This is a genomic window from Nocardia sp. FBN12 (genome assembly GCF_054031145.1).
In genome coordinates this window covers 1-25,385 of record NZ_CM132926.1, presented here as the reverse complement: position 1 = coordinate 25,385, position 25,385 = coordinate 1, and the positions used below count along the sequence as shown (strand labels likewise).

Below are 25,385 nucleotides of genomic sequence, written 5' to 3'. Positions count from 1 at the left end.
TCGGCCTTTGACGTATCTGCTAGTTCGCGCGCTCCTTGCGGGCCTGTCGGCGGGCCTCACGCATGTCGTTGAGTTCCTGCTCCAGGCTCTCCGCGATGCGGAATTGGCCGGTGTCGTAGATGCTGGTGGGCTCGATCGCCTCGTAGCCGAAATTAGCTTCGGCGAACGCCTTTTCGACGCGGGCCTCGATGTCGGAGATGGCGCTCTTGCGGGCGGCGGGGGCCGAGTCGGCGGCCGGTTCGGGCTTGGCCGGTTCCTTGGCGGGCTCCGGTGGTGCGATCGGTGCCTGGACGGTCTTCTTCGCGGTGGCCTTGTCGCCCGCGGACGGCTTGCCGATGCCGAAACGCTTGCGCTTCTCGGGAACCCGGCCGTTGGCGGTCGGCTCGGTGGGCGTCCAGGCGGGTTCGCGGGTGATGGGGGTGGTGGCGGCCGTTTCCGCGGCGGCGACCGCCTCGGCACGGGCCATGCCCGTCATCGGCGGGGTGTAGGTCAGACGGACGCCCTCGGTGGACTGGCGGCCGAGGATGTTGTCGGCCGGGTCGGGCAGATCCCTGACCTGACTGGTCGCGCGGGTGATGGCCAGACCGTAGCGGGCGCTGACCGCGTCGTGGATCAGCAGCGCGACACCGATCATCACCGGCGCGACCGCGTGCACGGCGACGTCGTACCACCGACCGTCGCGCACATACGGATAGGTGTTGAGGGTGACGGTGAGCCCGAGCAGTGCGAGCTCGGCGAGCGCGACCTGGCGGCGGTTGTCGATCACGCCCCACTCGGCGACCTTGTTCGTGCCGACCATGATGATGATCAGACACACGCTGATCATCGCCTCGAGCAGGTAGCTGAACCAGAACAGCGGATCACTCGGCCCACCGGGCGCGATGTTCTGCTGCACGTTCACCGCCGACCACAGCATGCCGGCGCCGACCACGCCGGCCAGCGCCTTCAGCGACCACGACCGGTGCCGATACAGCGAAGCGAGCTTCGCGTGCGGGCTCGATTCGCGACGCTGGGACGCCATCGCCTTCCTGGCGAGCAGCAGATCTCGCATGTCGGCCTTCTCGATCGCTTCGGTGGTCTGACGGCTGCGGTCCGAGGCGGACGCCATCGCCTGGGTGTGCTTCCAGCGCTGCTCGCGATCCTGTTCACGGATGCGTTCGGCGAGTTCACGTTCGGCACGCAGCTCGTCTTCGGAGAGCGCGTCGGTGAGGGCCGGATCGAATTGGTAAGCGAGGCGCCCACGGGCACGTTCGACTCGCTGGGCGAGCTGGCTGACGTCGTCCTCGAGACCGGACTCGATCGTCATGCCAGACCACCGCCCAGGGCGCGCGAAGGCAGGCAGGTGACCACACGTGTGAACGGCACAGGCCATTCTTAGTCGATATACCCTCGAGCGCGAAACCGATGCTCCTACACGGCACCCCGAACACGGCGCGCCGCGCGCGACACGCCCAACAATTTCGGTCGGACACTCGATCAGCGAAGATAATCCCCCACCGCCCCCGGAACCAGAGTTTCCGGCGGTTCGGTGCCCGACCGTTGCCGAACACCGTTCGCGGACAACCCGACCCGACCGGCTCGGCGCCTGCCCCACGCCACCGGCGGACCTGCCCGGGCGAAACTCCGTTCATCCGACGGCGCGAACCGCGGGCACCTAGGGTTGTCCGGGGGTGCGGGCGGGTTGGCGCACGCCCGTGAGATCTACTCCGGAGTGACGAATTGACCGAGCACACAAGCGAACTCGACCAGGCGATCGCCGAAAGACTCGAACCGTGGACCGCCCGGCTCGGCGCCGACCGCAAGGCCTATTTCCATCATGTGCTGCGGGTACTGCGCTCGGCCGATCTACTGTTCGCCCGGAGCGGCGAGCCGGGACCGCCACCGAGTGCCCGCGAGGAATTCCGCACCGCGGCGACTTTCCACGATCTCGGCATCTGGGCGGCGTGCACCTTCGACTATCTCGAACCGTCGTGCGCGTTGGCGGGCGACTGGCTGATCGCGCACGAGCGCGAGGACATCGCCGAACTCGTCGCCGAGATGATTCGCGACCACCATCGGGTGCGCTCGGCGGGCAACGCGACCGACCCGGTGGAGCTGTTCCGGCGGGCCGATCTGATCGACGTGACGTTCGGCGCGCGACGCTACGGCCTGCCCTACGCGGCCTACTCCGCACTGCTGCGGCGGTACCCCGACAGCGGGTTCCACTTCAAGCTCGTGGAGCTCACGGTGCGGCGCGCGCTCATCCATCCTCTCTCACCGCTGCCCATGATCCGCTGGTGAGAGGCCATTTCGGCGGTACTATTGTCACTACGCCAATACTGCGGCACACTGGTATCCGTAACCACCGGTCACGCCTGGACCGGTGCTGTGCCGAGCCGAACAAGGAGACTCGATGGCCGCCAATCGGTCCAGCTGGATGAATGAGGACCTGGACGCCCTGCGTGACATGACCCGTGCGTTCATGGCCAAGGAACTGGTCCCCAATATCGACAAGTACCGCGAGCAGCACCACGTCGACCGCGACCTGTGGAACAAGGCTGGCGAAGTGGGTCTGCTGTGCATCTCGATCCCCGAGGAGTACGGCGGCGGTGGCGGCACCTTCGCGCACGAGGCGGTGCTCATGGAGGAGCAGGCCCGCGCGGTCGACACCTCGTGGGGTATCAGCCTGCACAACGGCATCGTGGCGCACTACCTCCTCGCCTACGGCACCGAGGAGCAGAAGAAGCAGTGGCTGCCGAAGATGGCCAGCGGCGAGGTCGTCGGCGCCATCGCGATGACCGAGCCCGGCACCGGCTCCGACCTGCAGGCCGTCAAGGCCAAGGCGATCCGGGACGGCGACGAGTACGTCATCAACGGCTCCAAGACCTTCATCACCAACGGCGCGCAGGCCGACCTGATCATCCTGGTCGCCAAGACCGACCCCACCCAGGGCGCCTCCGGCGTCTCGCTGGTGCTGGTCGAGGCCGATCGCGAAGGTTTCCGTCGTGGCCGCGTGCTCGACAAGATCGGCCAGAAGGGCCAGGACACCTCCGAGCTGTTCTTCGAGGACGTGCGCGTCCCGGTGACCAACCTGCTCGGCACCCAGGAGGGTCAGGGCTTCATCCAGCTGATGCAGCAGCTGCCCCAGGAACGCCTGATCGTGTCGATGGGCGCGGTCGCGGGCATGGAGGTCGCCCTCGACCACACGCTGCGCTACACCAAGGAGCGCGAGGCGTTCGGCCGTGCGGTGTTCGGCTTCCAGAACACCAAGTTCAAGCTGGCCGAGGTCGCCACCGAGGCACGGATCGCGCGCGTGTTCATCGACGACTGCGTCGAGAAGCACCTGCGCGGCGAGCTCGACATCCCGACCGTCGCCATGGCGAAGTGGTGGACCACCGACAAGGCAATGCAGATCGCTGACACCTGTCTGCAGCTGTTCGGTGGCTACGGCTACATGAACGAGTACCCGATCGCGCGCATGTGGGTCGACAACCGCGTCCAGCTCATCTACGCGGGCACCAACGAGATCATGAAGGAAATCATCGCCCGGAGTCTGTGATCCGCCAGCTCCATCGGTGATCCCGACCGGCCGCGAACCACCTGTTCGCGGCCGGTTTTCGCTGTTGAGGGGTCATTTCGTGACCTATCCGTCGTCCCCGCCGAGACGAATGTCCTTCGACAAACGCCTACATATGCGACGACGAGGACGGTGCGGCGACAGTGGACACGGACGGCAGCGGTTCGACGGGACGACCCGGACCGGAACCGGTACTGCCGGACCGAACACAGATGATGCAGGCGGTCTGTGGGGTGGCCGGAGACGGTGATCCCGTCCTAGCCGCCGCGCACGAACTGGCCACCCTGCACGAACGCCGCGAACAGCAGATTCCCGGTGATACCAGCGACATCGATTGGGCGCGTGCGCGTCTGGTCTGCGAGATCGATCGCTGGGTCGTCATCCGCTGCCCCACCCCCGCGACCTCCGCGCCGATGCACACCGAGAGCATCGGCGCCGTCGTCGACCGCATGGCCCATTTCGCCGCCCTCACCTACCGCGCCCTTGCCTGCGGCGCCGAAGCCGAACTCCACGCCGCGCAACTTCGTCTGCACGAATTGTCCTGCGGCTACGACGATCTCATCGCCGAGGTAGCGAGCGGTGCGCGGCGCCTGCCGGACGGGTTGGACGGTGAGGCCCCGGAAAGTGGTGGGGCACAGCCAACCCAGAACAACCCCCGTCCCGAATAACCGTCGCCACCTGGGCGGTCAACGGCCACATCGCCGTCTACGGGTGTTCAGCCGGGCGCCGTACCGTCGGCGTCAGACGGCGAACGGAGCCCGGCATGCTCGATCCGCGATTACACACCGCATGGTTGGTCAACGCGGCCTCGGGGGCCGCGGCGGCGACGGTTCGGGCGCCGATGGCGCGGCCGAATTCCTGGACGGGCCTGCGTGATCGGCTTGTTGTCACCGATCTCGAGGTCGTGACGGTCACGCACGACACCGCGATCCTCACCTGGTCCACGCAACGACGCGATCGCTCGGGGCAGTTGTGCCCGGCGGCGGCCGACACCGAGGTACGGCTCGCGCCCGCCGACGGGTCGACCGCACCCGCGACCCACTATTTCGATGTCCGCCGCACAGCACACCACTACGCGGAAGTGCGTGGGCTCGAGCCCGGCCGCCGCTATCGCTTCACTGCCTGCTCCGACGGCGAAACCGCGGTGCCAGGCCGTACCTGGGTGACGCGACGGCCCGGGACGCCGGAGGTCACCGGCGTCTTCCTGACCGCGCCGCCGCCACCGGGACGCCTGCTGCGCACGATCGCCCTCGCCAACGATCTGCACTGGGGTGAGGACCGCAGCGGCTTGATCGTCGCCGGGTTGCCGCCGGGTCTGCGCCACGACGACGGCCACTACCCACAGGTGATGACCGAGGCGCTGCTGCACGACATCCGCCGACCCGAGCGCGCGGCCGACCACCTCGTCGTCGCCGGTGACCTCACCGATTGCGGCACCGCCGAACAGTCAGCGGGAATCGGTGCGCGCCTCGATGCTTGGGGCATCGCGGGCCGCGACCATTTCGTGTGCCGCGGCAATCACGACGTGCCGCGTGGCCCGGATGATCACTGGGGCCGGGTATTCCAGCCATTCGGGCAACTCACCTGCCATGTACTCGGCGGGTTGCGCCTGATCGGCCTCGACACCACGCGCGGGCGAGGTGCGGGCGGCACGATCGACGCCGATCAACTCGGCCAGCTACGCGCGATCCTCGCCGCCGATCCCGACCGCCCGACGCTGGTCTTCGGACACCACCCCGCGACTCGCTATGCTGCACTGAGCAATCCCGGCGGCCCCGGTTTCGTCCTCGATCGCGCGAGCGTCGCGGCGCTGCAGGCCTGCTACCGAACGACCCCCGGCGTCTTTCTGCACCACAGCGGCCACACCCACCGAAATCGCCGCACCCGCCCCGACTCCGGCCACGTCGAGTACCTCGAGGTAGCCGCCGTGAAGGAGTATCCCGGCGGCTACGCCCTCCTGCGCGTCTACGAACACGGCTACACCGTCCACTTCCACCGCATCGCCGCCGCGGCCGCACTGGCCTGGACCAGCAAGACCCGCAGGCAGTACTTCGGCCTACACCCCGACCACGCCCTCGGCAGTCTCCCCGACCGCAATCACCGTGCGTCGCACGACTTCTCCGGAGTCACCGCGCCACACTGAGGTCAGAACATCCGCACCGCCACCAATCGCCAACTGCCCTTTGATGATTCGATGCGGCCCGCGATTGCCAACGTCCGAGGCCCGCGTTGGTACGAAGCGAAGACTTCGGCGGCGGCGCCCTCCGCGGGCGTCAGATGGACGCGGGTCAAGGTGGCGGTCCCGAGGCTTCGGTCGGGAACCGAGTCCTGTGCGAGCATCGTGTTGATGGCGGCCAGCGCTTTCGCGTCGGTGAACGCGCGCAGGTGAGTCGACGATCTGCGCCGATCGACTACCTCCAAGAGCAGCCGAAGGACGTGCTCGGTGAATCGCTTTGCCGTGGCCGATGAATCGGTGGCAGGCACGGCATCTGGACAGGACGCGCGCACTGCCCGGCGGATACCGGCCGGCGTTCCACCCGCTGCCCGCCGACGACCGGTACAGGTAACCCGATGGGGTGCAACAGCATTCACCTGTGCGGACCGATGCACCAGGCCCCCGCCCTCCAACTGCGGCTCGCAATGCGGCGCGGGCGACAACAACATTCCCTCCGTAGACATGCTCGTCCCCTTCGAGTCAGTCCACCCACTCCCCAGTGGTGGCGCACAGCATGACACGCAGGTCCGACAAGTGTTCGCGAAATCAACTCAGGTCGCCGCAGATGTCCGTTCGGCCCTCAGAACAGCGTCATCGGTTCGTCGGACTCGGGCATCGGCTGTGCGGGTAGCTCCGGGACTATCACGCGGACCTCGTCATGGAAACGCCGGGCCAAGCCACGGGCCGCGGCGTTGTCGGGCGTGTGCACGAAGACCGTGGGCGAGCGACCTTCGCGCAGCCAGCCCGCCACGGTCTCCACCCACGGCCGCCAGCCCGCGACGGTGCGGTCGGTGTCGGCGCGCCCGTGGTAGCGCACGATCGGGTACTCGGTCAGCGCCCGCAGCCGGCGCGGGACGCGCGGCTTCTTCGCCCTCGCCTCGTATTCGGAGGGGTCACCCGGTGGCCCGTCGAACAGGACAGTCGTGTCGAACGGCACCCATTCGGCCCCGATCCGCCCGAGCACTCGCTCCAACTGCACCGTGGCCCGCTCGTCCTCGAAGAACGCCGGATGCCGCACCTCGACAGCGCATCGCAACCCACCGGGCAGCTCCCGCTGAAAACGGGCGAGCGCGCCCAGATCGGTCGGCCCGAACGACGCGGGCAACTGGATCCACAGCGCGTGCACCCGTGTTCCGAGCGGCGCCATCACGTCGAGAAACGCGCCGAGTTCGGCACCGGCGTCGACGAGTCTGCGCTCGTGCGTCACCGCTCTCGGCGGCTTGAGCACGAACCGGAAATCGGGCGCGGTCTGCCGGGCCCACGACTCGACGGTCGATGCGGACGGTGTCGCGTAGAAAGTGGTGTTGCCCTCGACCGCACCACAGTGCCCGGCATAGGCGCGCAACCGTTCCCCCGGCGCGGGCATCCGCTGCTGCCACTCGGGATGAGTCCACATCGCACACCCCATCCGCAGCTCACGCACAGGCCGACGGTAATACAGCGGACGGCCGCCCTTAAAATGAGACCGGTTGCCACCATTTCGCCCTGTGCGCGGGTGGCGGGTTTCGGCCGAGCAGGTCGGCGACCCGCCACGTCCCTGGATCCCGGTGCGCGCACAACGGAAAGGGCCTGTGATGGCGATTCTCACCACCGAGCGGCCCAGTGCTGTCTCCGCAACCCGCGCCTGGCTCGGCGTGTCCGCCGCCATGGTGGCGATCGCGTGGGGTGGCAACGAGTTCACGCCGCTGCTGGTGATGTACAAAGCCCACGGCCTCCCGCTCACCGCGGTCGACCTGCTGCTCTTCTACTACGTCCTCGGCATCGTGCCCGCACTGCTCGTCGGGGGCCCACTCTCGGACCGGTTCGGTCGCCGCCCGCTGATGCTGCCCGCACCGCTGATCGCCGCGGCCGGTTCGCTGCTGCTCGCGGCGGGCGCGGCCTCGGTGCCGATGCTGGCCGCCGGGCGGATGCTGTGCGGTGTCGCGCTCGGCCTGGCGATGGCGGTGGGCGGCAGCTGGCTCAAGGAGCTGTCGCAACCACCGTTCGCCGCGGCCGCCGCGGGCAAAGGCGCGCGACGATCCGCGATGAGCCTGACCGCCGGGTTCGCCCTCGGCGCGGGTGTGGCGGGAACCCTCGCGCAGTGGGGTCCGCTACCCGATTCCACCGCCTATCTCGTCAACGCGGTGCTCTGCGTCGCGACTGCGTTCTGGATCGCCAAGACACCGGAAACCGTGACGCGCCAAGCGAATCCGGGCAAACTGCGGGACGACTTGAAGATCCCCGCAGCCGGACATCGGCGCTTCCTTCGCGTCGCGGTGCCGGTCGCACTGTGGCTGTTCACCGCCAACGCGACCGCCTACGCCGTCCTCCCGACGCTGCTGCTGCCGCGCGTGCAGCAGGCCCCGATCGCCTTCTCCGCCCTGGTCACCATGGTGACGCTCGGCTGCGGATTCACCATCCAATCGGTCGCCAGGCGCATCGACCGCCCCGGCACCGCCCGCGCCGCGGTGGTGGCACTGGTGTTGCTCACCGCGGGCATGATTTTGGCCGCGTGGACGGCGGCCACCCTGAGCATCTGGGTGACGCTGCTGACCGCGGTCGTGCTCGGCAGCGGCTACGGCATCGGCCTGGTCGCGGGCTTGCAGCAGATCGAACGCATCGCGGGCCCCAGCGATCTGGCCGGCCTGAACGCGGTCTTCTACTCCGTGAGCTACCTGGGCTTCGGCGTGCCCGCCGTCCTGTCGGCACTGCACAGCAGCCTCGGTTTCGGCTACCCCGCCATGTACGTTGTCACGGCCGTGATCGCCGCGTGCTGCCTCGCGCTCGTCGCCGCGAATTACCGCGAACGGATCTGAGCGCACACCCTCCGCCGGAGCCATCGCGGTTCGATCCGCGATCACGGCGCACTACCGTGGATCGAGTGAGCGCCGATCCCGTCGAAACACTGCTTCGCTGGCAAGATTCCGGCGCGATCTGGCGGGTTGTCGGGCGCAGGCCCGACTCCGTGACCATCGCCCTGTTCGAATGCACCGGCGGTCAGGAAGTAGACCGCTTCACCTCCACCGATCCCGCCCTCCTGCGCTTTCTCGGCGAACGCGCCACCAGCGAGGACTGACCCGCACCCGCTGCACGGGGTTACGCTGGTTGGCGCTATCGCTTCACACGCCCGTCGGCCCACACGGCCGGATCGCCAAGTGAGGAGAGACCATGTCGGCCCCTACCGGACTACCCGCGGGAACCTGGGTCATCGACCCCGCCCATTCCACCCTGCAGTTCTCGGTGCGCCACCTGATGGTCAGCAAAGTACGTGGTCGTTTCACCGACTTCTCGGGCACGCTCGTGGTCCACCCCGACGGCACCGCCGACGCCGATGTCGCGATGAACGTCGCCTCGGTGACCACCGACAACGCGCAGCGCGACGGGCACCTGGCCACCGCCGACTTCTTCGACGTCGCCAATCACCCGACCGCCACCTTCAAGGCCACCGGTTTCAAGGCGCTGAGCACCGAATTCTCCGTCACCGGCGATTTCACCATCCGCGGCAACACCCACCCGGTCACCCTCGAGGTCGAATTCCTCGGCACCGGCCCCGGCATGGCCGACGCCCCGGTCGCCGGCTTCTCCGCGACCGCCACCATCAACCGCCGCGATTTCGGCCTCACCACCGAGATGCCGATGGCCGACGGCGGCGCCGTGATCGGCGACAAGATCACCCTCTCGCTCGACGTCGAGGTCGGCTTACAGAGCTGACGGCACCGAGCACAGGAGGGCGCATGTCAGGACGACGTTTCCGAGCAGGCCTCGCCGCCACGCTCCTGGTGCTGGTCGCGGGCTGTGGCGGCTCGCCCACCGAGTCGGACACCGAATCCGCGGACCGCCCGGCACCGACGATCTCGGTCGCCCCGGAGGACGGCGCGACCGAGATCGATCCGCTCGGACCAGTTCGCGTCAGCACCAGTGACGGGCAGCTCACCGCGGTCACGATGACCAACGAGGACGGCGGCACCGTCGACGGCATCCTCACCCCGGACCAGTCGGCGTGGAAGCCGTCAGTGCCGCTGGGGTACGGGCGCACCTACACCGTCACCGCCGAGGCGGTCACCGTCACCGGCAAGGTCGGTCCGATCACCTCGTCGTTCTCCACCCTGACACCCAACAATCAGACCGAGGTCTCCTTCCGCACCACCGGCGGCATGCCGCTCTCCTCCTCGGACACCTTCGGCGTCGGCACGGTCGTAGTCGCGCATTTCGACGAGGACGTCCCCGATCGCGCGACCGCCGAAAAGTATCTGTCGGTCAGCACCGATCCGCCCGTCACCGGTTCCTGGTATTGGGTCGACAACCGCAATGCCCACTGGCGCCCCCAGAACTACTACACACCTGGCACGAAGGTGACGCTCACCGCCGACATCTACGGCAAGGATCTGGGCGGCGGCCTCTACGGCCAAGAGGACACCGAGACCGGTTTCACCATCGGCGACTCGCACGTTTCGATCGTCGACGACAACGACAAGCAGGTGCGGGTGTACGAGAACGGCACCCTGGTCAGGACCATGCCCACCTCGCTCGGTATGGGCGGCAGTCAGACCGTCGCGGGCAAGACCATCACCTTCTGGACCCAGCCCGGGATCTACACCGTGATGGAGAAGGCCAATCCGGTGGTGATGGATTCGTCCACCTACGGCTTGCCGGTGAACTCCCGGCTCGGCTACAAGGAGACCATCGGCTGGGCGACGAAGATCAGCACCGACGGCATCTACCTACACCAACTCGACGACACAATCTGGGCGCAGGGAAACACCAACGTCTCACACGGCTGCCTCAATCTCAGCGGCGAGAACGCCCGCTGGTTCTACAATTTCTCCCAACCCGGCGACGTGGTCGAGATCAGGAATACCGGCGGCGCCCCGCTCGAGGTGTGGCAGAACGGCGACTGGAGTGTGCCGTGGGAACAGTGGCAGGCAGGTAGCGCACTGCGGTGAACGGGGACAACGACTTTCCCGCGGGCACGGCGCGCGGGGAGCACAGACGGCGGGGGCCGGAGCGCGTGGGCAGGCAGGTCACCGACCACCGCGCTCCGCGGCGCGGCCGCGCTCGCCGAGTCGGGATGATCCTGGCGCGCACGCTGGTCGCGACCACTGCGCTGGCCGTCCTCGCGGGCACCGGTCTGGCCTGGTCGGCCAAGCAGGACTTCGACTCCGGCTTCACCCATTCCACCGCGCTCGGTGAGGACGCCCCACGTTCCGGTGGCGGCGCGGTCAATATCCTGCTGATCGGCTTGGACACCCGCAAAGACCTCAACGGCAACGACCTGCCGAAACAGGTGCTCGACCAGCTCCACGCCGGTGACGGCTCCGAGGGCGGCTACAACGCGAATTCACTGATCCTGCTGCATATTCCGGCCGACGCGAGCAAGGTCGTCGCCTTCTCGATCCCGCGCGACGACTACGTGCCGGTGACGGGGATTCCCGGCTACCAGCAGGTCAAGATCAAAGAGGCGTACGGGCTGAAAAAGGCTGCGGTGCAGGCGAAGTTGATCGAGCAGGGCGAGAAGGACCCGGTTGTCCTGGAGCGACGCGGCCGCGAGGCCGGACGCGCGTCCATCGTCACCACCGTCCGCAATCTCGTCGGGGTGCCGATCGACCGCTTCGCCGAGATCTCGCTCGCGGGCTTCTACGACCTGGCCACCGCGGTCGGCGGGGTCGACGTGTGCCTCAACCACGCCGTCGACGACAGTGAGTTCTCCGGCGCGGTCTTCCCCGCGGGCAGGCAGCATCTCGACGGTTCGCAAGCCCTCGCGTTCGTCCGTCAACGTCACGGCCTACTGAACGGCGACCTCGACCGCACCCATCGCCAGCAGGCGTTCCTCACCTCGGTTGCCAAGTCGCTCAAGGATTCCGGGACGCTGACCAACCTGAGCCAACTCGCGGCGCTGATGGATGTGGCCCATCGCGATGTGGTGCTCTCCGACGGCTGGAACCTGTTCGACTTCGCCCGTGACCTCGGCTCCGCGGGCTCGGTGCCGGTGGAATTCCGCACGCTGCCGGTGGTGCGCTACGACGTGATCGATGGTCAGGACGTGAACATCGTCGATCCGGCGGCGATCAAACGGGAGGTGCGGGCGGCTTTCGGCCAGGAGGTGCCGAAAACCAGCGCGGCGGCCCCCGTTCCGACGAGCGTGGTCGATGTGCACAATGTCGGCGCCGCGAAGGGTCAGGCGGCGGTGCTCTCGGCGGCACTGGAGAGCCGCGGTTACGCTGCGGGCCTGATCGGCAACGGTGATTCGAGCGACGGGCAGTACTCGTCCATCACCTACGGCCTCGGCGCCGCCGACGACGCGGGCGCCCTGGCGGAACTCCTCGGTGGACTGCCGGTTTCCGCATCCCCGTCGATCGAGGACGGGCGGGTGCGAATCGCGCTCGGCGCGGACTTCACCATGCCCAGCGAGCTGAGCCCGGCGACATCGACGACCACACCACCGAAACCCACGACGTCCGGTTCGATGCCATTGCCCGATGCGGGAAAACCCCTGTCCACCAACATCGGTGACACCATCCCCTGCGTCAACTGAGCCGCCCCGTGCTCCGGCGGCCGCCCACTGAGCGCGACAGTATCCGGCCGGCCACCGGAATTACCCGGTGGCCGACCGCTTCTCACTCCTCCGGTGCGTCCGGATACGCCTGCTGCCGGTACCCACCGCGCAGCGTCCCGTCCAGATACGCCGCCTTACAGGCCCGCCGGGCGATCTTCCCGCTCGACGTCCGCGGAATCGATCCCGCGTGCACCAGCAACAGATCCCGCACCATCACCCCGTGCCTGCGTGCGATGGCCGCCCGCACCGTATCCGTGATCGGCCCCGGCTCCAGTTTCGCGGCGCCCGTGCCCCTTTCGGCGACGACCACCAATTGCTCCGCCGCCGGGTCGGACCCACTCCCGGTCTCGAGCACCGGCGCGGGCAACTGTCCCGCCTGCACGGAGAAGGCCGCGATGAACCCGGGCCGCAGGGCGGTACTGGCTTCCTGCGCCGAGTATTCGAGATCCTGCGGGTAATGATTGCGCCCGTCGACGATCACCAGATCCTTCACCCGACCGGTGATGAACAACTCGCCGTCGTGATAAGCACCGTAATCGCCGGTGCGCATCCACTTGGCGTCGTCGGGCGCCCCCTCGGCGCGACTACCGACCGACATGCGCGCGACCACCCGGTTGTGGAAGGTCTCCGCGGTCTCCTCCGGCCGTCCCCAATACCCGATGCCCATATTGTCACCGTGCAACCAGATCTCGCCGACCTCGCCGTCGCGGCGCTCCACCCCGGTGCCTGGATCGACGATCACCGCCCACTGCGACCGCGCGACGTGCCCGCACGACACCTGTGCCACCGCGTTCGCGGCGTGCTCGTCGCACTCCACCATCCGGCCCTCGTTCAACTGCCCGCGATCGACATAGACCACCCGCGCCTCGTCGTCGCGCTTGGTCGCCGACACGAACAGCGTCGCCTCGGCCATCCCGTAGCACGGCTTGATCGCGGTCTTGGACAGCCCGTACGGCGCGAACGCCTCGTTGAACTTGCGCATCGAGGCCACCGACACCGGCTCACTGCCATTGATCAGACCGATCACGTTCGACAGGTCGAGGCTCTCGTTCCCCTTGGGCAACCCGCGCATCGCCGCGTGCTCGAAGGCGAAGTTCGGTGCCGCCGAGTAGATTTCGGCACCATCGGCCTGGGCGGCCAGCTCCTTGATCCAGCGCGCGGGCCTGCGCACGAACGCGCTCGGCGACATGATGGTGATGAACTTGCCGCCGATGGTCGGCAGGATCACCGTGAGCAGCCCCATGTCGTGGAACAGTGGCAGCCAGGTGACTCCGCGTGCGTTCTCGGTGATCCCGATGGCGTCGATCATCTGCAGCAGATTCGTTCCCACCGAGCGGTGGGTGATCTCGACACCGGCGGGCACCCTGGTGGACCCCGAGGTGTATTGCAGGTACGCCACGCTGTCGATATTGATATCGGGCCTGCGCCAGCGCGTGCCGACGGTATCGGGAATCGCCTCGACCGCAATGATTCTGGGCCGTTGCGCGGCCGGTTGTTCGCGGAAGAAGTTGCGCACCCCCGCCGCCGCGCTACCGACGGTGAGCACCGCGGCGGGTTCGCAGTCGCCGAGGACGGCGTGCAGCCGGTCGCTGTGGCCCTGCTCCTCCGGATCGAACAGCGGCACAGCCACATTTCCCGCGTACACCGCCGCGAACAGCGCCACGACATAGTCAAGACCCTGCGGCGCCAACACCGCCACCCGGTCGCCGGGCTTGGTCACCTGCTGCAACCGCGCGGCAACCGCGCGCAACCGCACGCCGAATTCGCGCCAGGTCAGTTCCCGATATTCCCCCTCGCGCTCGGTTGAATAGTCGATGAAGCGGTAGGCCAGGTCGTCCCCGTTGGCCTCGCTGTGTTTGTCGACGAAGTCGATCAAGGTCTGATCGCCGGGAATCCGGATAGTCCCCAGCTCGTCTACATAGTCGTCGAAAGTCTCGCCGATCATTCCCAATCCTTTTCAACGCACATTGACCAGAACCCGCCACTGCCGGGCGGATCGTCAATACCGCCCGAACGAGATCGCCACGTTGTGACCGCCGAAACCGAAGGAGTTGTTCACCGCGTAATCGATGCGACCACGCCGCGCCTGACCCGACACCACGTCCAGATCGATCGCGGGGTCCTGATTGTCCAGATTCAGGGTGGGCGGAACGACGCTGTCGCGCACGCTGAGCACGGTGAGCACCGATTCGAGCGCACCGACCGCGCCGATCGAGTGCCCGAGTGCCGATTTCGGCGCGTACACCGAAGCGTGCGAGCCGATGGCCTTGCCGATCGCATTGGCCTCGGCGGTGTCGCCGATCGGCGTCGCGGTGGCGTGGGCGTTGATGTGGGTCACGTCGGTGCGGCTGATCCCGCCGGTCTCCATCGCCCGCGTCATCGCCCGTGCCGCGCCGGTGCCCTCGGGATCCGGGGCGACGAGGTGGAATCCGTCGGAGGTGATGCCCGCCCCGAGCAGTCGCGCGTGAATCGTCGCGCCACGCGCCTTGGCGTGCTCCTCGGTCTCGATCACCATCATCGCGCCTGCCTCGCCGAAGACGAACCCGTCACGGTCGGCGTCGAAGGGACGCGAGGCGGCCTTGGGATCGTGGTTGCGGGTGCTCATGGCCCGCATCTGCGTGAACGCCGCGATCGGCACCGCCTGGATGGAGCCCTCGACACCGCCGGTGACCACGATGTCGGCATCGCCCATCATGATCATCCGCCACGCGTTGGCGATCGCCTCCGAGCCCGACGAGCAGGCCGATACCGGCGTGGAAACCCCGGCGCGCGCACCCAATTCGATGCCGACACAGGCGGCGGGGCCGTTGGGCATGATGGCCTGCACGGTCAGCGGCGAGACCTTGCGGTAGCCGCCGTTGCGCAGGCGATCGCGGGCGTAGATCAGCGATTCCGCGCCGCCGAGACCGGTACCGATCGAGACGCCGAGCCGGTCGCGGTCCACTTCGGGGCTGCCCGCGTTGCGCCAGACCTCACGGCCGAGGACCACGGCCATCTGCTCGACGTAGGACAGTTTGCGCGCCTCTTCGCGGGTGAGCGAGAGGGTGGGCGACACCTTGAGGTGGCCGCCGATCCGCACCGGCAGTTCGAAGTCGTCGATGAAGGAATCCTCCAAGACGTCGATCCCGCTCTCGCCGTTGAGCAGACCCTTCCAGGTCGAGTCGACGTCGCCCGCGATCGACGTGGTCGCCGCCAGGCTCGTGACCACGATGTCCGTCATAATTTTTCGCTCACTCTCTCTAGCTATGCCACGACTGAACGGGAACCGCTGATGGAGCTGAACTGGTGGAGCGTATATGCACTCGACGCGACGCGCCCAAATTCTTCAACAGTGCTGAGCGCACCGTGTCGTTTCCAGGCGCCGTGCGCCGGGTCTATTGTGACGACGGGCAACACTACCGGACCGACGCAACTCTCGCTTTTCACTAACCGGAAAGGGCAACGAGCGTGGCCAGGAACCTGACCCAACTGGAACTACTGATCGAGCTGGAACCCATCGCCGCGAGCAATGTGAACCGCCATCTGGCGATGGCCAAGGACTGGCACCCGCATGATTATGTGCCGTGGGACCAGGGCCGCAATTTCGCGGCGATGGGCGGAATCGATTGGGACCCAGAACAATCCGCACTCAGCGAGCTGGCCAAGGCCGCGATGGTCACCAACCTGCTCACCGAGGACAACCTGCCCTCCTACCACCGCGAGATCGCGGAGAACTTCTCCAAGGACGGCGCGTGGGGCACCTGGGTCGGCCGCTGGACCGCCGAGGAGAACCGGCACGGCATCGTGCTGCGCGACTACCTCGTGGTGACCCGTGGGGTCGATCCGGTCGCGCTCGAACAGGCGCGAATGATCCACATGACCAACGGATATTCGGCGATGGCCGTCGTCGACGACAAGGCGCCCGGCTTCGACATCCACAGCTCGACCGGTGCCGGATTCCTGTTCTCCGTCGCCTATGTGACCTTCCAGGAACTGGCCACCCGGGTCAGCCACCGCAACACCGGTCGCGTCTGCGACGACCCGGTCGCCGACAAGATGCTGGCCCGCATCGCCGCAGACGAGAACCTGCACATGATCTTCTACCGCAACCTGTGCGCCGCCTCGCTCGACCTGGCCCCCGACCAGACCATCGAGGCGATCAACACCATCGTGCAGAACTTCCAGATGCCCGGCGCGGGCATGCCAGGCTGGCGACGCAACGGTGTGCTGATGGCCAAGCACGGAATCTACGATCTGCGCCAGCATCTCGAAGAGGTTCTGATGCCGGTGCTGCGCAAATGGGACATCTTCGAGCGCAACGACTTCAGCCCCCGTGGCGAGCGTGCCCGCGAGGATCTCGCGGCGTTCCTCGACCGGCTGAGCGGGGACGTCCTGCGCTTCGAGGAGCAACGCGATCGCTCACTGGCGCGGGCGGCGAAGCGCGAGCCCCAATCGATCTGATCGACTCCGGCCCGGCCGCTACCGGGCCGGATCGCGGCGCGCGTCGTTCTTGTTGCGATACATCGCCGCGTCGGCGGCGTGCACCAGTTCGTCTACGGCACCGGGCAATTGCTCGAAGAAGGCAGTGCCGATGCTCGCTCCGACAACGAGCATGTGCCCGTTCGCCGCGAGCGGCTCGGTGAGCGCGGACAGCAGCTCATCGGCCAGTGTCGCCAATTGCGCTTCGCCGGAACAGTTTTCGACAAGCACGAGGAACTCGTCGCCGCCGATGCGGGCGGCGACCGCGTCGGCCGGACGCACCGCGTCACGCATCCGGTCTGCCACGACCTGGAGCACGCGGTCTCCGATCGTGTGCCCCCACAGGTCGTTGATCTCCTTGAAACCGTCGAGGTCGAGGTAGCAGACCCCGATCGGGGGTTGCGCGTCGGCCAGTTTGTTGAACAGGTGCGGGCGGTTCGGCAGACCGGTGAGTGCGTCATGGTTGGCGTCGTGCCACAGCCGGTCGGCGAGCTGCTTACGCTCGGTGACATCGACCGCGACGCCGATCAGGAATTCGATACCGCCGTCGGCGCCGCGCACCGCCGACATCGACAGGTCGATCGCGGTGATCCTGCCGTCGGTGTGCAGGTGCTCGGTCTCGGTGCGGAAGCTCTCGGTTTCACCCGCGACCATGCGCTGGAGTTGTTCGAACGCGAAGTTCAGGTTCTGTGGGCCGAGGATGTCGGCGACGGTCCGGCCCGGCATCGTCTCCGGGGTCCGGCCGAGCATCTGGGCCATGGTGGCATTGCAGTTCACCACCTGACCCGTCATGTCGACAGTGCCGATACCGACGAGCGCACCGTCGAAAACCGCCTCGAACCGTACTTCCGACAGCGCTCGGCGGGTTTCGGCCTCCTGGGCCGCGGCCAGCACCGCGGCCAGCGTGGCCTCCTGCTCGGCGAGTGCGGCGGCACGTAACGCCGCCGTGAAGCCGGCGGCGAAATCGGCGGCCAGCCCGATGGCCCGCGCGCGGATCTGCGGCAGCGCTGGGTCGGCGGGACCGTCGGCAGCGACCTCGACCAGATCCGAACACAGCACCGGCACCGACCGGCTCACCGCCGACGGGTCGCGAAAATTAGCCGCGACCAGCATCCGAGCGGCGCGGCGGGCGATATCGGGGTCTTCACCACCGCGCGCCGCGTCGATCAGACCGGTACACAGGGCGGCCAGCATCTCGTCGATCTGAGAGCGGTTGAGCGTAGGAGCTACGACACCGTCCAGGGCATCCGCCCACCGCTGCCCCAACTCCCACGACCCCACTGCTTCATCCACCTGTCATCGTCGATCCCACCGCCATGGCAGGCGGCTCTACTTCTTGATCGCGACTCCGCCCAGACCGAGCGAACGGCCCGGCTTCTCGTGCTGATCGCGCTCGGACTCGGGCCGCCACAGCGGCAGCTCGACTACGCCGGGCTCGACCGAATCCCATCCCTCGAACAGTGCGACGATCTCGTCCTTGGACCGGAAATGAATGCCGACCTTGGCATGATTCACCGACTGCACGCCCAGTTTACTGGCATCCTCGGGACGTAGCTCGGATGTGAGATGTGAAATGGCTATGAAACTGCCGGGGGCGACCGCCGCACGCAGCGCGGCCACCTTGCCGATCGGATCCTCGTCGTCGTGCACCAGATGCAGCACCGCGATCAGCAGCAATCCCACCGGTTCGTCGAAGTCGATCAGCCCGGTCTCGCGCACCGCCGCGAACAAGTCGCCGGGCTTGCGTAGATCGGCCTCGATCGCGCCTGCCTTCTCGATGCCCTGCAGGATGGTCCGCGAATGCGCGACCGCCACCGGATCGATGTCGACGTAGAGCACCCGCGCCCCGGGGTCCAGCTCGTGGACGATCTCGTGCACATTGCCCGCAGTGGGAATGCCCGATCCGATGTCGAGGAACTGCCGGATCCCGGCATCGAGCATGAAGCGGACCGCTCGGCGCAGGAAGGCCCGATTGCTCAGCGCGAGCCGCGGCAGATCGGGAACCAGTTTGATCGCGTACTCCGCGGCCTCACGGTCCACCGCGAAATTATGCGAGCCACCGAGCAGCGCGTCATACATCCGAGCCGGACTCGGATACTGAATATCGACACCCTCGGGCGCCCATACCGGCCTGTCCATCACATTCCCCTATCCGCCATTACTTCGACAGCGCCCTCGCAACCCCGCAGTGACGCCACCGAATCGTAAACGGCATCACCGACATCGGCGCGACTATCGGTTCGCGCCGTAGGGCTGGGCCCAGAGAGGGGCGACGTCCGGGGTCATAGTGGCGACTACCGGGATTCCCGCGGCGAGGAAATTGTCCAGGGCTCGGCGCATGTGGTCGGCGGAGGTGATGAGGACTGCTTTGGTAACGCCGAGGGCTTCCATTATCCGTGCCGAGAACTCGGCGTTCTGCACGGTGGAGCCCGCTTCGGTCTCCGCATGCAGCCGGTGCCTGGCGACGCCGCGAATGTTGAGCCAGTCGGCCATCACCTGCGCCTCGGTGACACCGTTGCGCGGGTTGCCGCCGGTCACGATCACCGGGGAAGCGGGTGACATGTAGGCCTGAATCAGGGCCGCGTGCAAGCGATTACCGAGTTCGGCCCGCATGGTGCCGTCCGGCAGCAGGCCGTACCCGAGCACCACGATCGCGGTCTCGGGGCCGTAGGTGGCCGGTAGCTCGATCCCGGCGAGGCCGGCGACCGAGCCGACCGCACCGATCAGCGGGTCGGGAGCGGGCGCCGCAGCGCCGGGTGCGGCGGTTGCCGCCACTACTGCGATCAGTGCGGCAGGCAGCACGAACGCTGTCGCGTAACGACGCAGTGTCTGGTGAGTGCAGAGCCAGTCCATGGTGACCTCCCGAAGCGACGTCGCATCATCGTCGCGCACCGGAACCCCGGGCATGGAGGTTTTCTGAAATGTTGATGGTTCGGACTGCTGGCCCGGTGTGGCAGGTGCTCGGGAACGCAAAAAGGCCCCCAACCAATGGTTGAGGGCCTTTCGCAATGATGTTCCGGCAGTGTCCTACTCTCCCACACCCTGTCGAGTGCAGTACCATCGGCGCAGGTGGCCTTAGCTTCCGGGTTCGGAATGGGACCGGGCGTTTCCCCACCGCTATAACTACCGTAACTCTATGAAACTATCGACAGCGCTCCCCGAAACACCGACCCCCCGAACGGGACCCGATGACCAGGTTTGCTGCAGTGTCTGTTGTTTCAGAAACCGCACAGTGGACGCGTAACACCTTTGTAGTAAGCCCTCGGCCTATTAGTACCAGTCACCTACACCAGTTACCTGGCTTCCAATTCTGGCCTATCAACCCCATGGTCTGTAGGGGGCCTTAACCCATCAAGTGGGAGAGAAACCTCATCTTGGAACAGGCTTCCCGCTTAGATGCTTTCAGCGGTTATCCCTTCCGAACGTAGCCAACCAGCAGTGCTCCTGGCGGAACAACTGGCACACCAGAGGTTCGTCCGTCCCGGTCCTCTCGTACTAGGGACAGCCTTCCTCAAGTTTCTTACGCGCGCGGCGGATAGAGACCGAACTGTCTCACGACGTTCTAAACCCAGCTCGCGTGCCGCTTTAATGGGCGAACAGCCCAACCCTTGGGACCTACTCCAGCCCCAGGATGCGACGAGCCGACATCGAGGTGCCAAACCATCCCGTCGATATGGACTCTTGGGGAAGATCAGCCTGTTATCCCCGGGGTACCTTTTATCCGTTGAGCGACACCGCTTCCACTTGCCGGTGCCGGATCACTAGTCCCGACTTTCGTCCCTGCTCGACCTGTCAGTCTCACAGTCAAGCTCCCTTGTGCACTTGCACTCAACACCTGATTGCCAACCAGGCTGAGGGAACCTTTGGGCGCCTCCGTTACATTTTGGGAGGCAACCGCCCCAGTTAAACTACCCACCAGGCACTGTCCCTGAACCAGATCATGGTCCGAGGTTAGAAGTCCAATACGATCAGAGTGGTATTTCAACGACGACTCCCACAACACTAGCGTGCCGCTTTCACAGTCTCCCACCTATCCTACACAAACCGTACCGAACACCAATACCAAGCTATAGTGAAGGTCCCGGGGTCTTTTCGTCCTGCCGCGCGTAACGAGCATCTTTACTCGTAATGCAATTTCGCCGAGTCTGTGGTTGAGACAGCAGAGAAGTCGTTACGCCATTCGTGCAGGTCGGAACTTACCCGACAAGGAATTTCGCTACCTTAGGATGGTTATAGTTACCACCGCCGTTTACCGGGGCTTAAATTCTCAGCTTCGCGGACAAAGTCCGCTAACCGGTCCTCTTAACCTTCCGGCACCGGGCAGGCGTCAGTCCGTATACATCGTCTTACGACTTCGCACGGACCTGTGTTTTTAGTAAACAGTCGCTTCTCTCTGGTCTCTGCGACCTTCCCCAGCTCTGAGTGCAAGACTCGTCACCAGGGCAGGTCCCCCTTCTCCCGAAGTTACGGGGGCATTTTGCCGAGTTCCTTAACCACAGTTCTCTCGATCGCCTTAGTATTCTCTACCTGACCACCTGTGTCGGTTTGGGGTACGGGCCGTGTACCAGCTCGCTAGAGGCTTTTCTCGGCAGCATAGGATCACTGAATTCCCCTCAACGGGTACGCATCACGTCTCAGGCTACATGTTGTGCGGATTTGCCTACACAACGCCCTACACGCTTACACCAGGTATTCCATCACCTGGCCCAGCTACCTTCCTGCGTCACCCCATCGCTTACCTACTACAATCGGGGTCCTGTGCAGCAATCATCCCTCTCACCCGAAGGCTCGATAAGACAACATTTGGACAGTTAGCACAACTGATTCAGCATTGGGCGCGGATACACGGGTACGGGAATATCAACCCGTTGTCCATCGACTACGCCTGTCGGCCTCGCCTTAGGTCCCGACTCACCCTGGGCGGATTAACCTGGCCCAGGAACCCTTGGTCATTCGGCGGACGAGTTTCTCACTCGTCTTTCGCTACTCATGCCTGCATTCTCACTCCCGTGGCCTCCACAGCTAGTTCACACTGCTGCTTCCACGGCCACAGGACGCTCCCCTACCCATCCACACACCTGGCCCTGCACGAATGCAGGACGGGTTATTGTGTGAATGCCGCGGCTTCGGCGGTGTACTTGAGCCCCGCTACATTGTCGGCGCAGGATCACTTGACCAGTGAGCTATTACGCACTCTTTCAAGGGTGGCTGCTTCTAAGCCAACCTCCTGGTTGTCTAAGCGACCCCACATCCTTTTCCACTTAGTACACGCTTAGGGGCCTTAGCCGGCGATCTGGGCTGTTTCCCTCTCGACTACGAAGCTTATCCCCCGCAGTCTCACTGCCACGCTCTCACACACCGGCATTCGGAGTTTGGCTGACTTCGGTAAGCTTGTAGGCCCCCTAGGCCATCCAGTAGCTCTACCTCCGATGTGAAACACGTGACGCTGCACCTAAATGCATTTCGGGGAGAACCAGCTATCACGGAGTTTGATTGGCCTTTCACCCCTACCCACAGCTCATCCCCTCAGTTTTCAACCTAAGTGGGTTCGGGCCTCCACGACGTCTTACCGTCGCTTCACCCTGGCCATGGGTAGATCACTCCGCTTCGGGTCCATAATGTGCGACTAAATTTCGCCCTATTCAGACTCGCTTTCGCTACGGCTACCCCTCAACGGGTTAACCTCGCCACACACCGATGACTCGCAGGCTCATTCTTCAAAAGGCACGCCATCACCCCACGTACAAGTACGAGGGCTTTGACGGATTGTAAGCGCACGGTTTCAGGTACTATTTCACTCCCCTCCCGGGGTACTTTTCACCTTTCCCTCACGGTACTAGTCCGCTATCGGTCACCAGGGAGTATTCAGGCTTACCGGGTGGTCCCGGCAGATTCACAGCAGATTTCACGGGCCCGCTGCTACTCGGGTATCTCCTACGGAAGCCAAGATGTTTTCGTCTACGGGATTATCACCCTCTACGACAGGCCGTTCCAGACCACTTCGACTAACAACTTGGTTTCTTACTTCCGCTTGATCCGGCAGAATCAAGAAAGAAGACCCCACAACACCGCATACACAACCCCTGCCGGGTATCACATGTACACGGTTTAGCCTCATCCGCTTTCGCTCGCCACTACTCACGGAATCACTGTTGTTTTCTCTTCCTGTGGGTACTGAGATGTTTCACTTCCCCACGTTCCCTCCACACACCCTATATATTCAGATGCGGGTAACACGACATCACTCGTGCTGGGTTTCCCCATTCGGAAATCCTCGGATCTCAGCTCGGTTGACAGCTCCCCGAGGCTTATCGCAGCCTCCTACGTCCTTCATCGGCTCCTGGTGCCAAGGCATCCACCGTACGCTCTTAAACACTTACTAACAAAGATGCTCGCGTCCACTGTGCAGTTCTCAAACAACACACCCGCGAAAATTCCGTACCCAGACCTACCCAACCTTACGGCCGGCGGTTTCGAGGAAAACTCTCTCGGATCGTATGTTTTGCCTTGAAAAAACACTTTCGCGTGTTCTTTCAGGACCCAATAGTGTGTCGGTATACCCATCGCGGTCGAAGACATTGCTTCGACCGTATGCGATGAAAGTTGTCAGTGTTCCACCCATGAGCACCGCCGGACTACATATGAGTCCGAAACGGCTCTGGCATCCTCGAACCTCGACTACACGAGGCGAGAAATGCAGATGCTCCTTAGAAAGGAGGTGATCCAGCCGCACCTTCCGGTACGGCTACCTTGTTACGACTTCGTCCCAATCGCCGATCCCACCTTCGACGGCTCCCTCCACAAGGGTTAGGCCACCGGCTTCGGGTGTTACCGACTTTCATGACGTGACGGGCGGTGTGTACAAGGCCCGGGAACGTATTCACCGCAGCGTTGCTGATCTGCGATTACTAGCGACTCCAACTTCACGGGGTCGAGTTGCAGACCCCGATCCGAACTGAGACCGGCTTTAAGGGATTCGCTCCACCTCGCGGTATCGCAGCCCTCTGTACCGGCCATTGTAGCATGTGTGAAGCCCTGGACATAAGGGGCATGATGACTTGACGTCGTCCCCACCTTCCTCCGAGTTGACCCCGGCAGTCTCTCACGAGTCCCCGCCATTACGCGCTGGCAACATAAGATAAGGGTTGCGCTCGTTGCGGGACTTAACCCAACATCTCACGACACGAGCTGACGACAGCCATGCACCACCTGTACACCGACCACAAGGGGGCCTACATCTCTGCAGGTTTCCGGTGTATGTCAAACCCAGGTAAGGTTCTTCGCGTTGCATCGAATTAATCCACATGCTCCGCCGCTTGTGCGGGCCCCCGTCAATTCCTTTGAGTTTTAGCCTTGCGGCCGTACTCCCCAGGCGGGGTACTTAATGCGTTAGCTACGGCACGGATCCCGTGGAAGGAAACCCACACCTAGTACCCACCGTTTACGGCATGGACTACCAGGGTATCTAATCCTGTTTGCTACCCATGCTTTCGCTTCTCAGCGTCAGTTACTTCCCAGAGACCCGCCTTCGCCACCGGTGTTCCTCCTGATATCTGCGCATTTCACCGCTACACCAGGAATTCCAGTCTCCCCTGAAGTACTCTAGTCTGCCCGTATCCCCTGCAAGCTTAAGGTTGAGCCCCAAGTTTTCACAGAAGACGCGACAGACCGCCTACAAGCTCTTTACGCCCAGTAATTCCGGACAACGCTCGCACCCTACGTATTACCGCGGCTGCTGGCACGTAGTTGGCCGGTGCTTCTTCTACAGGTACCGTCACTTGCGCTTCGTCCCTGTCGAAAGGGGTTTACAACCCGAAGGCCGTCATCCCCCACGCGGCGTCGCTGCATCAGGCTTTCGCCCATTGTGCAATATTCCCCACTGCTGCCTCCCGTAGGAGTCTGGGCCGTGTCTCAGTCCCAGTGTGGCCGGTCACCCTCTCAGGTCGGCTACCCGTCGTCGCCTTGGTAGGCCGTTACCCCACCAACAAGCTGATAGGCCGCGGGCCCATCCTGTACCGATAAATCTTTCCACCACCGACCATGCGATCGGTGGTCATATCCGGTATTAGACCCAGTTTCCCAGGCTTATCCCGAAGTACAGGGCAGATCACCCACGTGTTACTCACCCGTTCGCCGCTCGTGTACCCCGAAGGGCCTTACCGCTCGACTTGCATGTGTTAAGCACGCCGCCAGCGTTCGTCCTGAGCCAGGATCAAACTCTCCGTTGAAGACTCTCGAAAACACCCCGAAGGGCGCAATCAAAATTATCTAACTAGAGTCCGAAAACCTAGCAAAGCCAAACACCAGCAAAAAAGATTCGCTGTTGTTTTCAATGTCCAACTCTCATGACCGGGGGGTACATGAGAAGTTGGCACCAATAATAATTATTGGCACTGACATTCATCGACACACTATTGAGTTCTCAAAGAACACACGCACACACTTCTACCCACAACTTCTCGGAGGGGTTTCGGTGAGGCAAGGGTTCGTACTTTAGCTCAGGCAACCGGTCGGAAGCAAATCCGTACCGAGTCGGTCTGAACACATGATCAGCCAGGCGCTCATCGTCCTACCTCGTGTCTCGGCCGCTGGGCGGCTGAGTCGGTGTCCGTGTCGCTCTGACT

The 25,385-nt window shown here is 64.8% G+C and carries 18 protein-coding genes and 3 rRNA genes; 10 read left to right on the top strand and 11 right to left on the bottom strand.

Annotated features, from left to right (window positions below):
• Positions 1-19: 19 nt before the first annotated feature.
• Entirely contained in the window at positions 20-1,306 is a 1,287-nt protein-coding gene (locus ACWZHB_RS00105) for a hypothetical protein (RefSeq protein ID WP_427905885.1), read from the bottom strand.
• A gap of 413 nt (positions 1,307-1,719) precedes the next feature.
• Between ACWZHB_RS00105 and ACWZHB_RS00100 the strand changes: the two genes are divergently transcribed.
• The 4 genes from ACWZHB_RS00100 to ACWZHB_RS00085 all read left to right on the top strand — a co-directional run bounded on the left by ACWZHB_RS00100 (position 1,720) and on the right by ACWZHB_RS00085 (position 5,699).
• A complete protein-coding gene (locus ACWZHB_RS00100; RefSeq protein WP_427905884.1) occupies positions 1,720-2,280 on the top strand; it encodes a hypothetical protein in 561 nt (186 codons plus the stop codon).
• Between the two features lie 112 nt (positions 2,281-2,392).
• Positions 2,393-3,538: an acyl-CoA dehydrogenase family protein gene (locus ACWZHB_RS00095; protein WP_427905883.1), complete on the top strand. Its 1,146-nt coding sequence runs from the start codon at positions 2,393-2,395 to the stop codon at positions 3,536-3,538.
• Between the two features lie 230 nt (positions 3,539-3,768).
• Positions 3,769-4,224 (top strand): DUF4254 domain-containing protein, encoded by a 456-nt coding sequence (locus tag ACWZHB_RS00090; RefSeq protein ID WP_427905882.1) that lies wholly within the window; start codon positions 3,769-3,771, stop codon positions 4,222-4,224.
• Positions 4,225-4,319: 95 nt separating this feature from the next.
• Complete coding sequence (locus tag ACWZHB_RS00085; RefSeq protein ID WP_427905881.1) at positions 4,320-5,699, top strand: metallophosphoesterase; 1,380 nt, start codon at positions 4,320-4,322, stop codon at positions 5,697-5,699.
• 2 nt (positions 5,700-5,701) lie between these two features.
• On the opposite strand, the gene ACWZHB_RS00080 is transcribed toward ACWZHB_RS00085, so the two are convergent.
• Together ACWZHB_RS00080 and ACWZHB_RS00075 are read right to left on the bottom strand one after the other, a co-directional pair.
• Complete coding sequence (locus ACWZHB_RS00080) at positions 5,702-6,040, bottom strand: Rv3235 family protein (RefSeq protein ID WP_427905880.1); 339 nt, start codon at positions 6,038-6,040, stop codon at positions 5,702-5,704.
• Positions 6,041-6,351: 311 nt separating this feature from the next.
• The gene (locus ACWZHB_RS00075) at positions 6,352-7,194 is read right to left on the bottom strand and encodes a DUF72 domain-containing protein (RefSeq protein ID WP_427905879.1); all 843 of its coding nucleotides are present in this window, start codon (positions 7,192-7,194) and stop codon (positions 6,352-6,354) included.
• A gap of 151 nt (positions 7,195-7,345) precedes the next feature.
• Between ACWZHB_RS00075 and ACWZHB_RS00070 the strand changes: the two genes are divergently transcribed.
• The 5 genes from ACWZHB_RS00070 (at position 7,346) to ACWZHB_RS00050 (ending at position 12,282) form a co-directional block, all read left to right on the top strand.
• Positions 7,346-8,566, top strand: a complete 1,221-nt coding sequence (locus ACWZHB_RS00070; protein ID WP_427905878.1) for an MFS transporter — start codon at positions 7,346-7,348, stop codon at positions 8,564-8,566.
• Between the two features lie 65 nt (positions 8,567-8,631).
• Entirely contained in the window at positions 8,632-8,826 is a 195-nt protein-coding gene (locus ACWZHB_RS00065) for a hypothetical protein (protein ID WP_266297926.1), read from the top strand.
• A 92-nt stretch (positions 8,827-8,918) separates the two neighbouring features.
• Positions 8,919-9,461 carry a YceI family protein gene (locus ACWZHB_RS00060; RefSeq protein WP_427905877.1) on the top strand — a complete coding sequence of 181 codons (543 nt, stop codon included), beginning with the start codon at positions 8,919-8,921 and terminating at the stop codon, positions 9,459-9,461.
• Between the two features lie 23 nt (positions 9,462-9,484).
• On the top strand, positions 9,485-10,693 hold the full coding sequence (locus tag ACWZHB_RS00055; protein ID WP_427905876.1) for a L,D-transpeptidase: 1,209 nt from the start codon (positions 9,485-9,487) through the stop codon (positions 10,691-10,693).
• A 125-nt stretch (positions 10,694-10,818) separates the two neighbouring features.
• Positions 10,819-12,282, top strand: a complete 1,464-nt coding sequence (locus ACWZHB_RS00050; protein WP_427909041.1) for an LCP family protein — start codon at positions 10,819-10,821, stop codon at positions 12,280-12,282.
• 82 nt (positions 12,283-12,364) lie between these two features.
• Here ACWZHB_RS00050 and fadD32 read toward each other — a convergent pair whose 3' ends face one another.
• Positions 12,365-14,245, bottom strand: coding sequence for a long-chain-fatty-acid--AMP ligase FadD32 (gene fadD32 / locus ACWZHB_RS00045; protein WP_427909040.1), 1,881 nt, complete (start codon positions 14,243-14,245; stop codon positions 12,365-12,367).
• A gap of 57 nt (positions 14,246-14,302) precedes the next feature.
• Complete coding sequence (locus ACWZHB_RS00040) at positions 14,303-15,550, bottom strand: KasA/KasB family beta-ketoacyl-ACP synthase (protein WP_427909039.1); 1,248 nt, start codon at positions 15,548-15,550, stop codon at positions 14,303-14,305.
• Positions 15,551-15,750: 200 nt separating this feature from the next.
• Here ACWZHB_RS00040 and ACWZHB_RS00035 point away from each other — a divergent pair, with 200 nt between their 5' ends.
• Positions 15,751-16,743: an acyl-ACP desaturase gene (locus ACWZHB_RS00035; RefSeq protein WP_427905875.1), complete on the top strand. Its 993-nt coding sequence runs from the start codon at positions 15,751-15,753 to the stop codon at positions 16,741-16,743.
• 18 nt (positions 16,744-16,761) lie between these two features.
• Here the strand turns inward: ACWZHB_RS00035 and ACWZHB_RS00030 are convergent, their stop codons facing one another.
• The 6 genes from ACWZHB_RS00030 to ACWZHB_RS00005 form a co-directional block, all read right to left on the bottom strand.
• On the bottom strand, positions 16,762-18,054 hold the full coding sequence (locus ACWZHB_RS00030) for a diguanylate cyclase domain-containing protein (RefSeq protein ID WP_427905874.1): 1,293 nt from the start codon (positions 18,052-18,054) through the stop codon (positions 16,762-16,764).
• Between the two features lie 36 nt (positions 18,055-18,090).
• The gene (locus tag ACWZHB_RS00025; RefSeq protein ID WP_427905873.1) at positions 18,091-18,900 is read right to left on the bottom strand and encodes an SAM-dependent methyltransferase; all 810 of its coding nucleotides are present in this window, start codon (positions 18,898-18,900) and stop codon (positions 18,091-18,093) included.
• 93 nt (positions 18,901-18,993) lie between these two features.
• Entirely contained in the window at positions 18,994-19,668 is a 675-nt protein-coding gene (locus ACWZHB_RS00020) for a YdcF family protein (RefSeq protein WP_427905872.1), read from the bottom strand.
• A 107-nt stretch (positions 19,669-19,775) separates the two neighbouring features.
• A 5S ribosomal RNA gene (gene rrf, locus ACWZHB_RS00015) occupies positions 19,776-19,892 on the bottom strand.
• A 119-nt stretch (positions 19,893-20,011) separates the two neighbouring features.
• Positions 20,012-23,143, bottom strand: a 23S ribosomal RNA gene (locus ACWZHB_RS00010).
• Between the two features lie 329 nt (positions 23,144-23,472).
• Positions 23,473-24,989: ribosomal RNA gene (locus ACWZHB_RS00005) — 16S ribosomal RNA — on the bottom strand.
• Together the 16S, 23S and 5S rRNA genes form the textbook arrangement of a ribosomal RNA operon.
• Positions 24,990-25,385 lie beyond the last annotated feature (396 nt).

Bases quoted from the DNA above. Each gene is read 5' to 3' on its own strand.
- ACWZHB_RS00105 (WP_427905885.1), bottom strand. From the start codon at position 1,306: ATGACGATCGAGTCCGGTCTCGAGGACGACGTCAGCCAGCTCGCCCAG.
- ACWZHB_RS00095 (WP_427905883.1), top strand. From the start codon at position 2,393: ATGGCCGCCAATCGGTCCAGCTGGATGAATGAGGACCTGGACGCCCTG.
- ACWZHB_RS00090 (WP_427905882.1), top strand. From the start codon at position 3,769: ATGATGCAGGCGGTCTGTGGGGTGGCCGGAGACGGTGATCCCGTCCTA.
- ACWZHB_RS00085 (WP_427905881.1), top strand. From the start codon at position 4,320: ATGCTCGATCCGCGATTACACACCGCATGGTTGGTCAACGCGGCCTCG.
- ACWZHB_RS00070 (WP_427905878.1), top strand. From the start codon at position 7,346: ATGGCGATTCTCACCACCGAGCGGCCCAGTGCTGTCTCCGCAACCCGC.
- ACWZHB_RS00060 (WP_427905877.1), top strand. From the start codon at position 8,919: ATGTCGGCCCCTACCGGACTACCCGCGGGAACCTGGGTCATCGACCCC.
- ACWZHB_RS00055 (WP_427905876.1), top strand. From the start codon at position 9,485: ATGTCAGGACGACGTTTCCGAGCAGGCCTCGCCGCCACGCTCCTGGTG.
- ACWZHB_RS00050 (WP_427909041.1), top strand. From the start codon at position 10,819: ATGATCCTGGCGCGCACGCTGGTCGCGACCACTGCGCTGGCCGTCCTC.
- ACWZHB_RS00025 (WP_427905873.1), bottom strand. From the start codon at position 18,900: ATGGACAGGCCGGTATGGGCGCCCGAGGGTGTCGATATTCAGTATCCG.
- ACWZHB_RS00020 (WP_427905872.1), bottom strand. From the start codon at position 19,668: ATGCCCGGGGTTCCGGTGCGCGACGATGATGCGACGTCGCTTCGGGAG.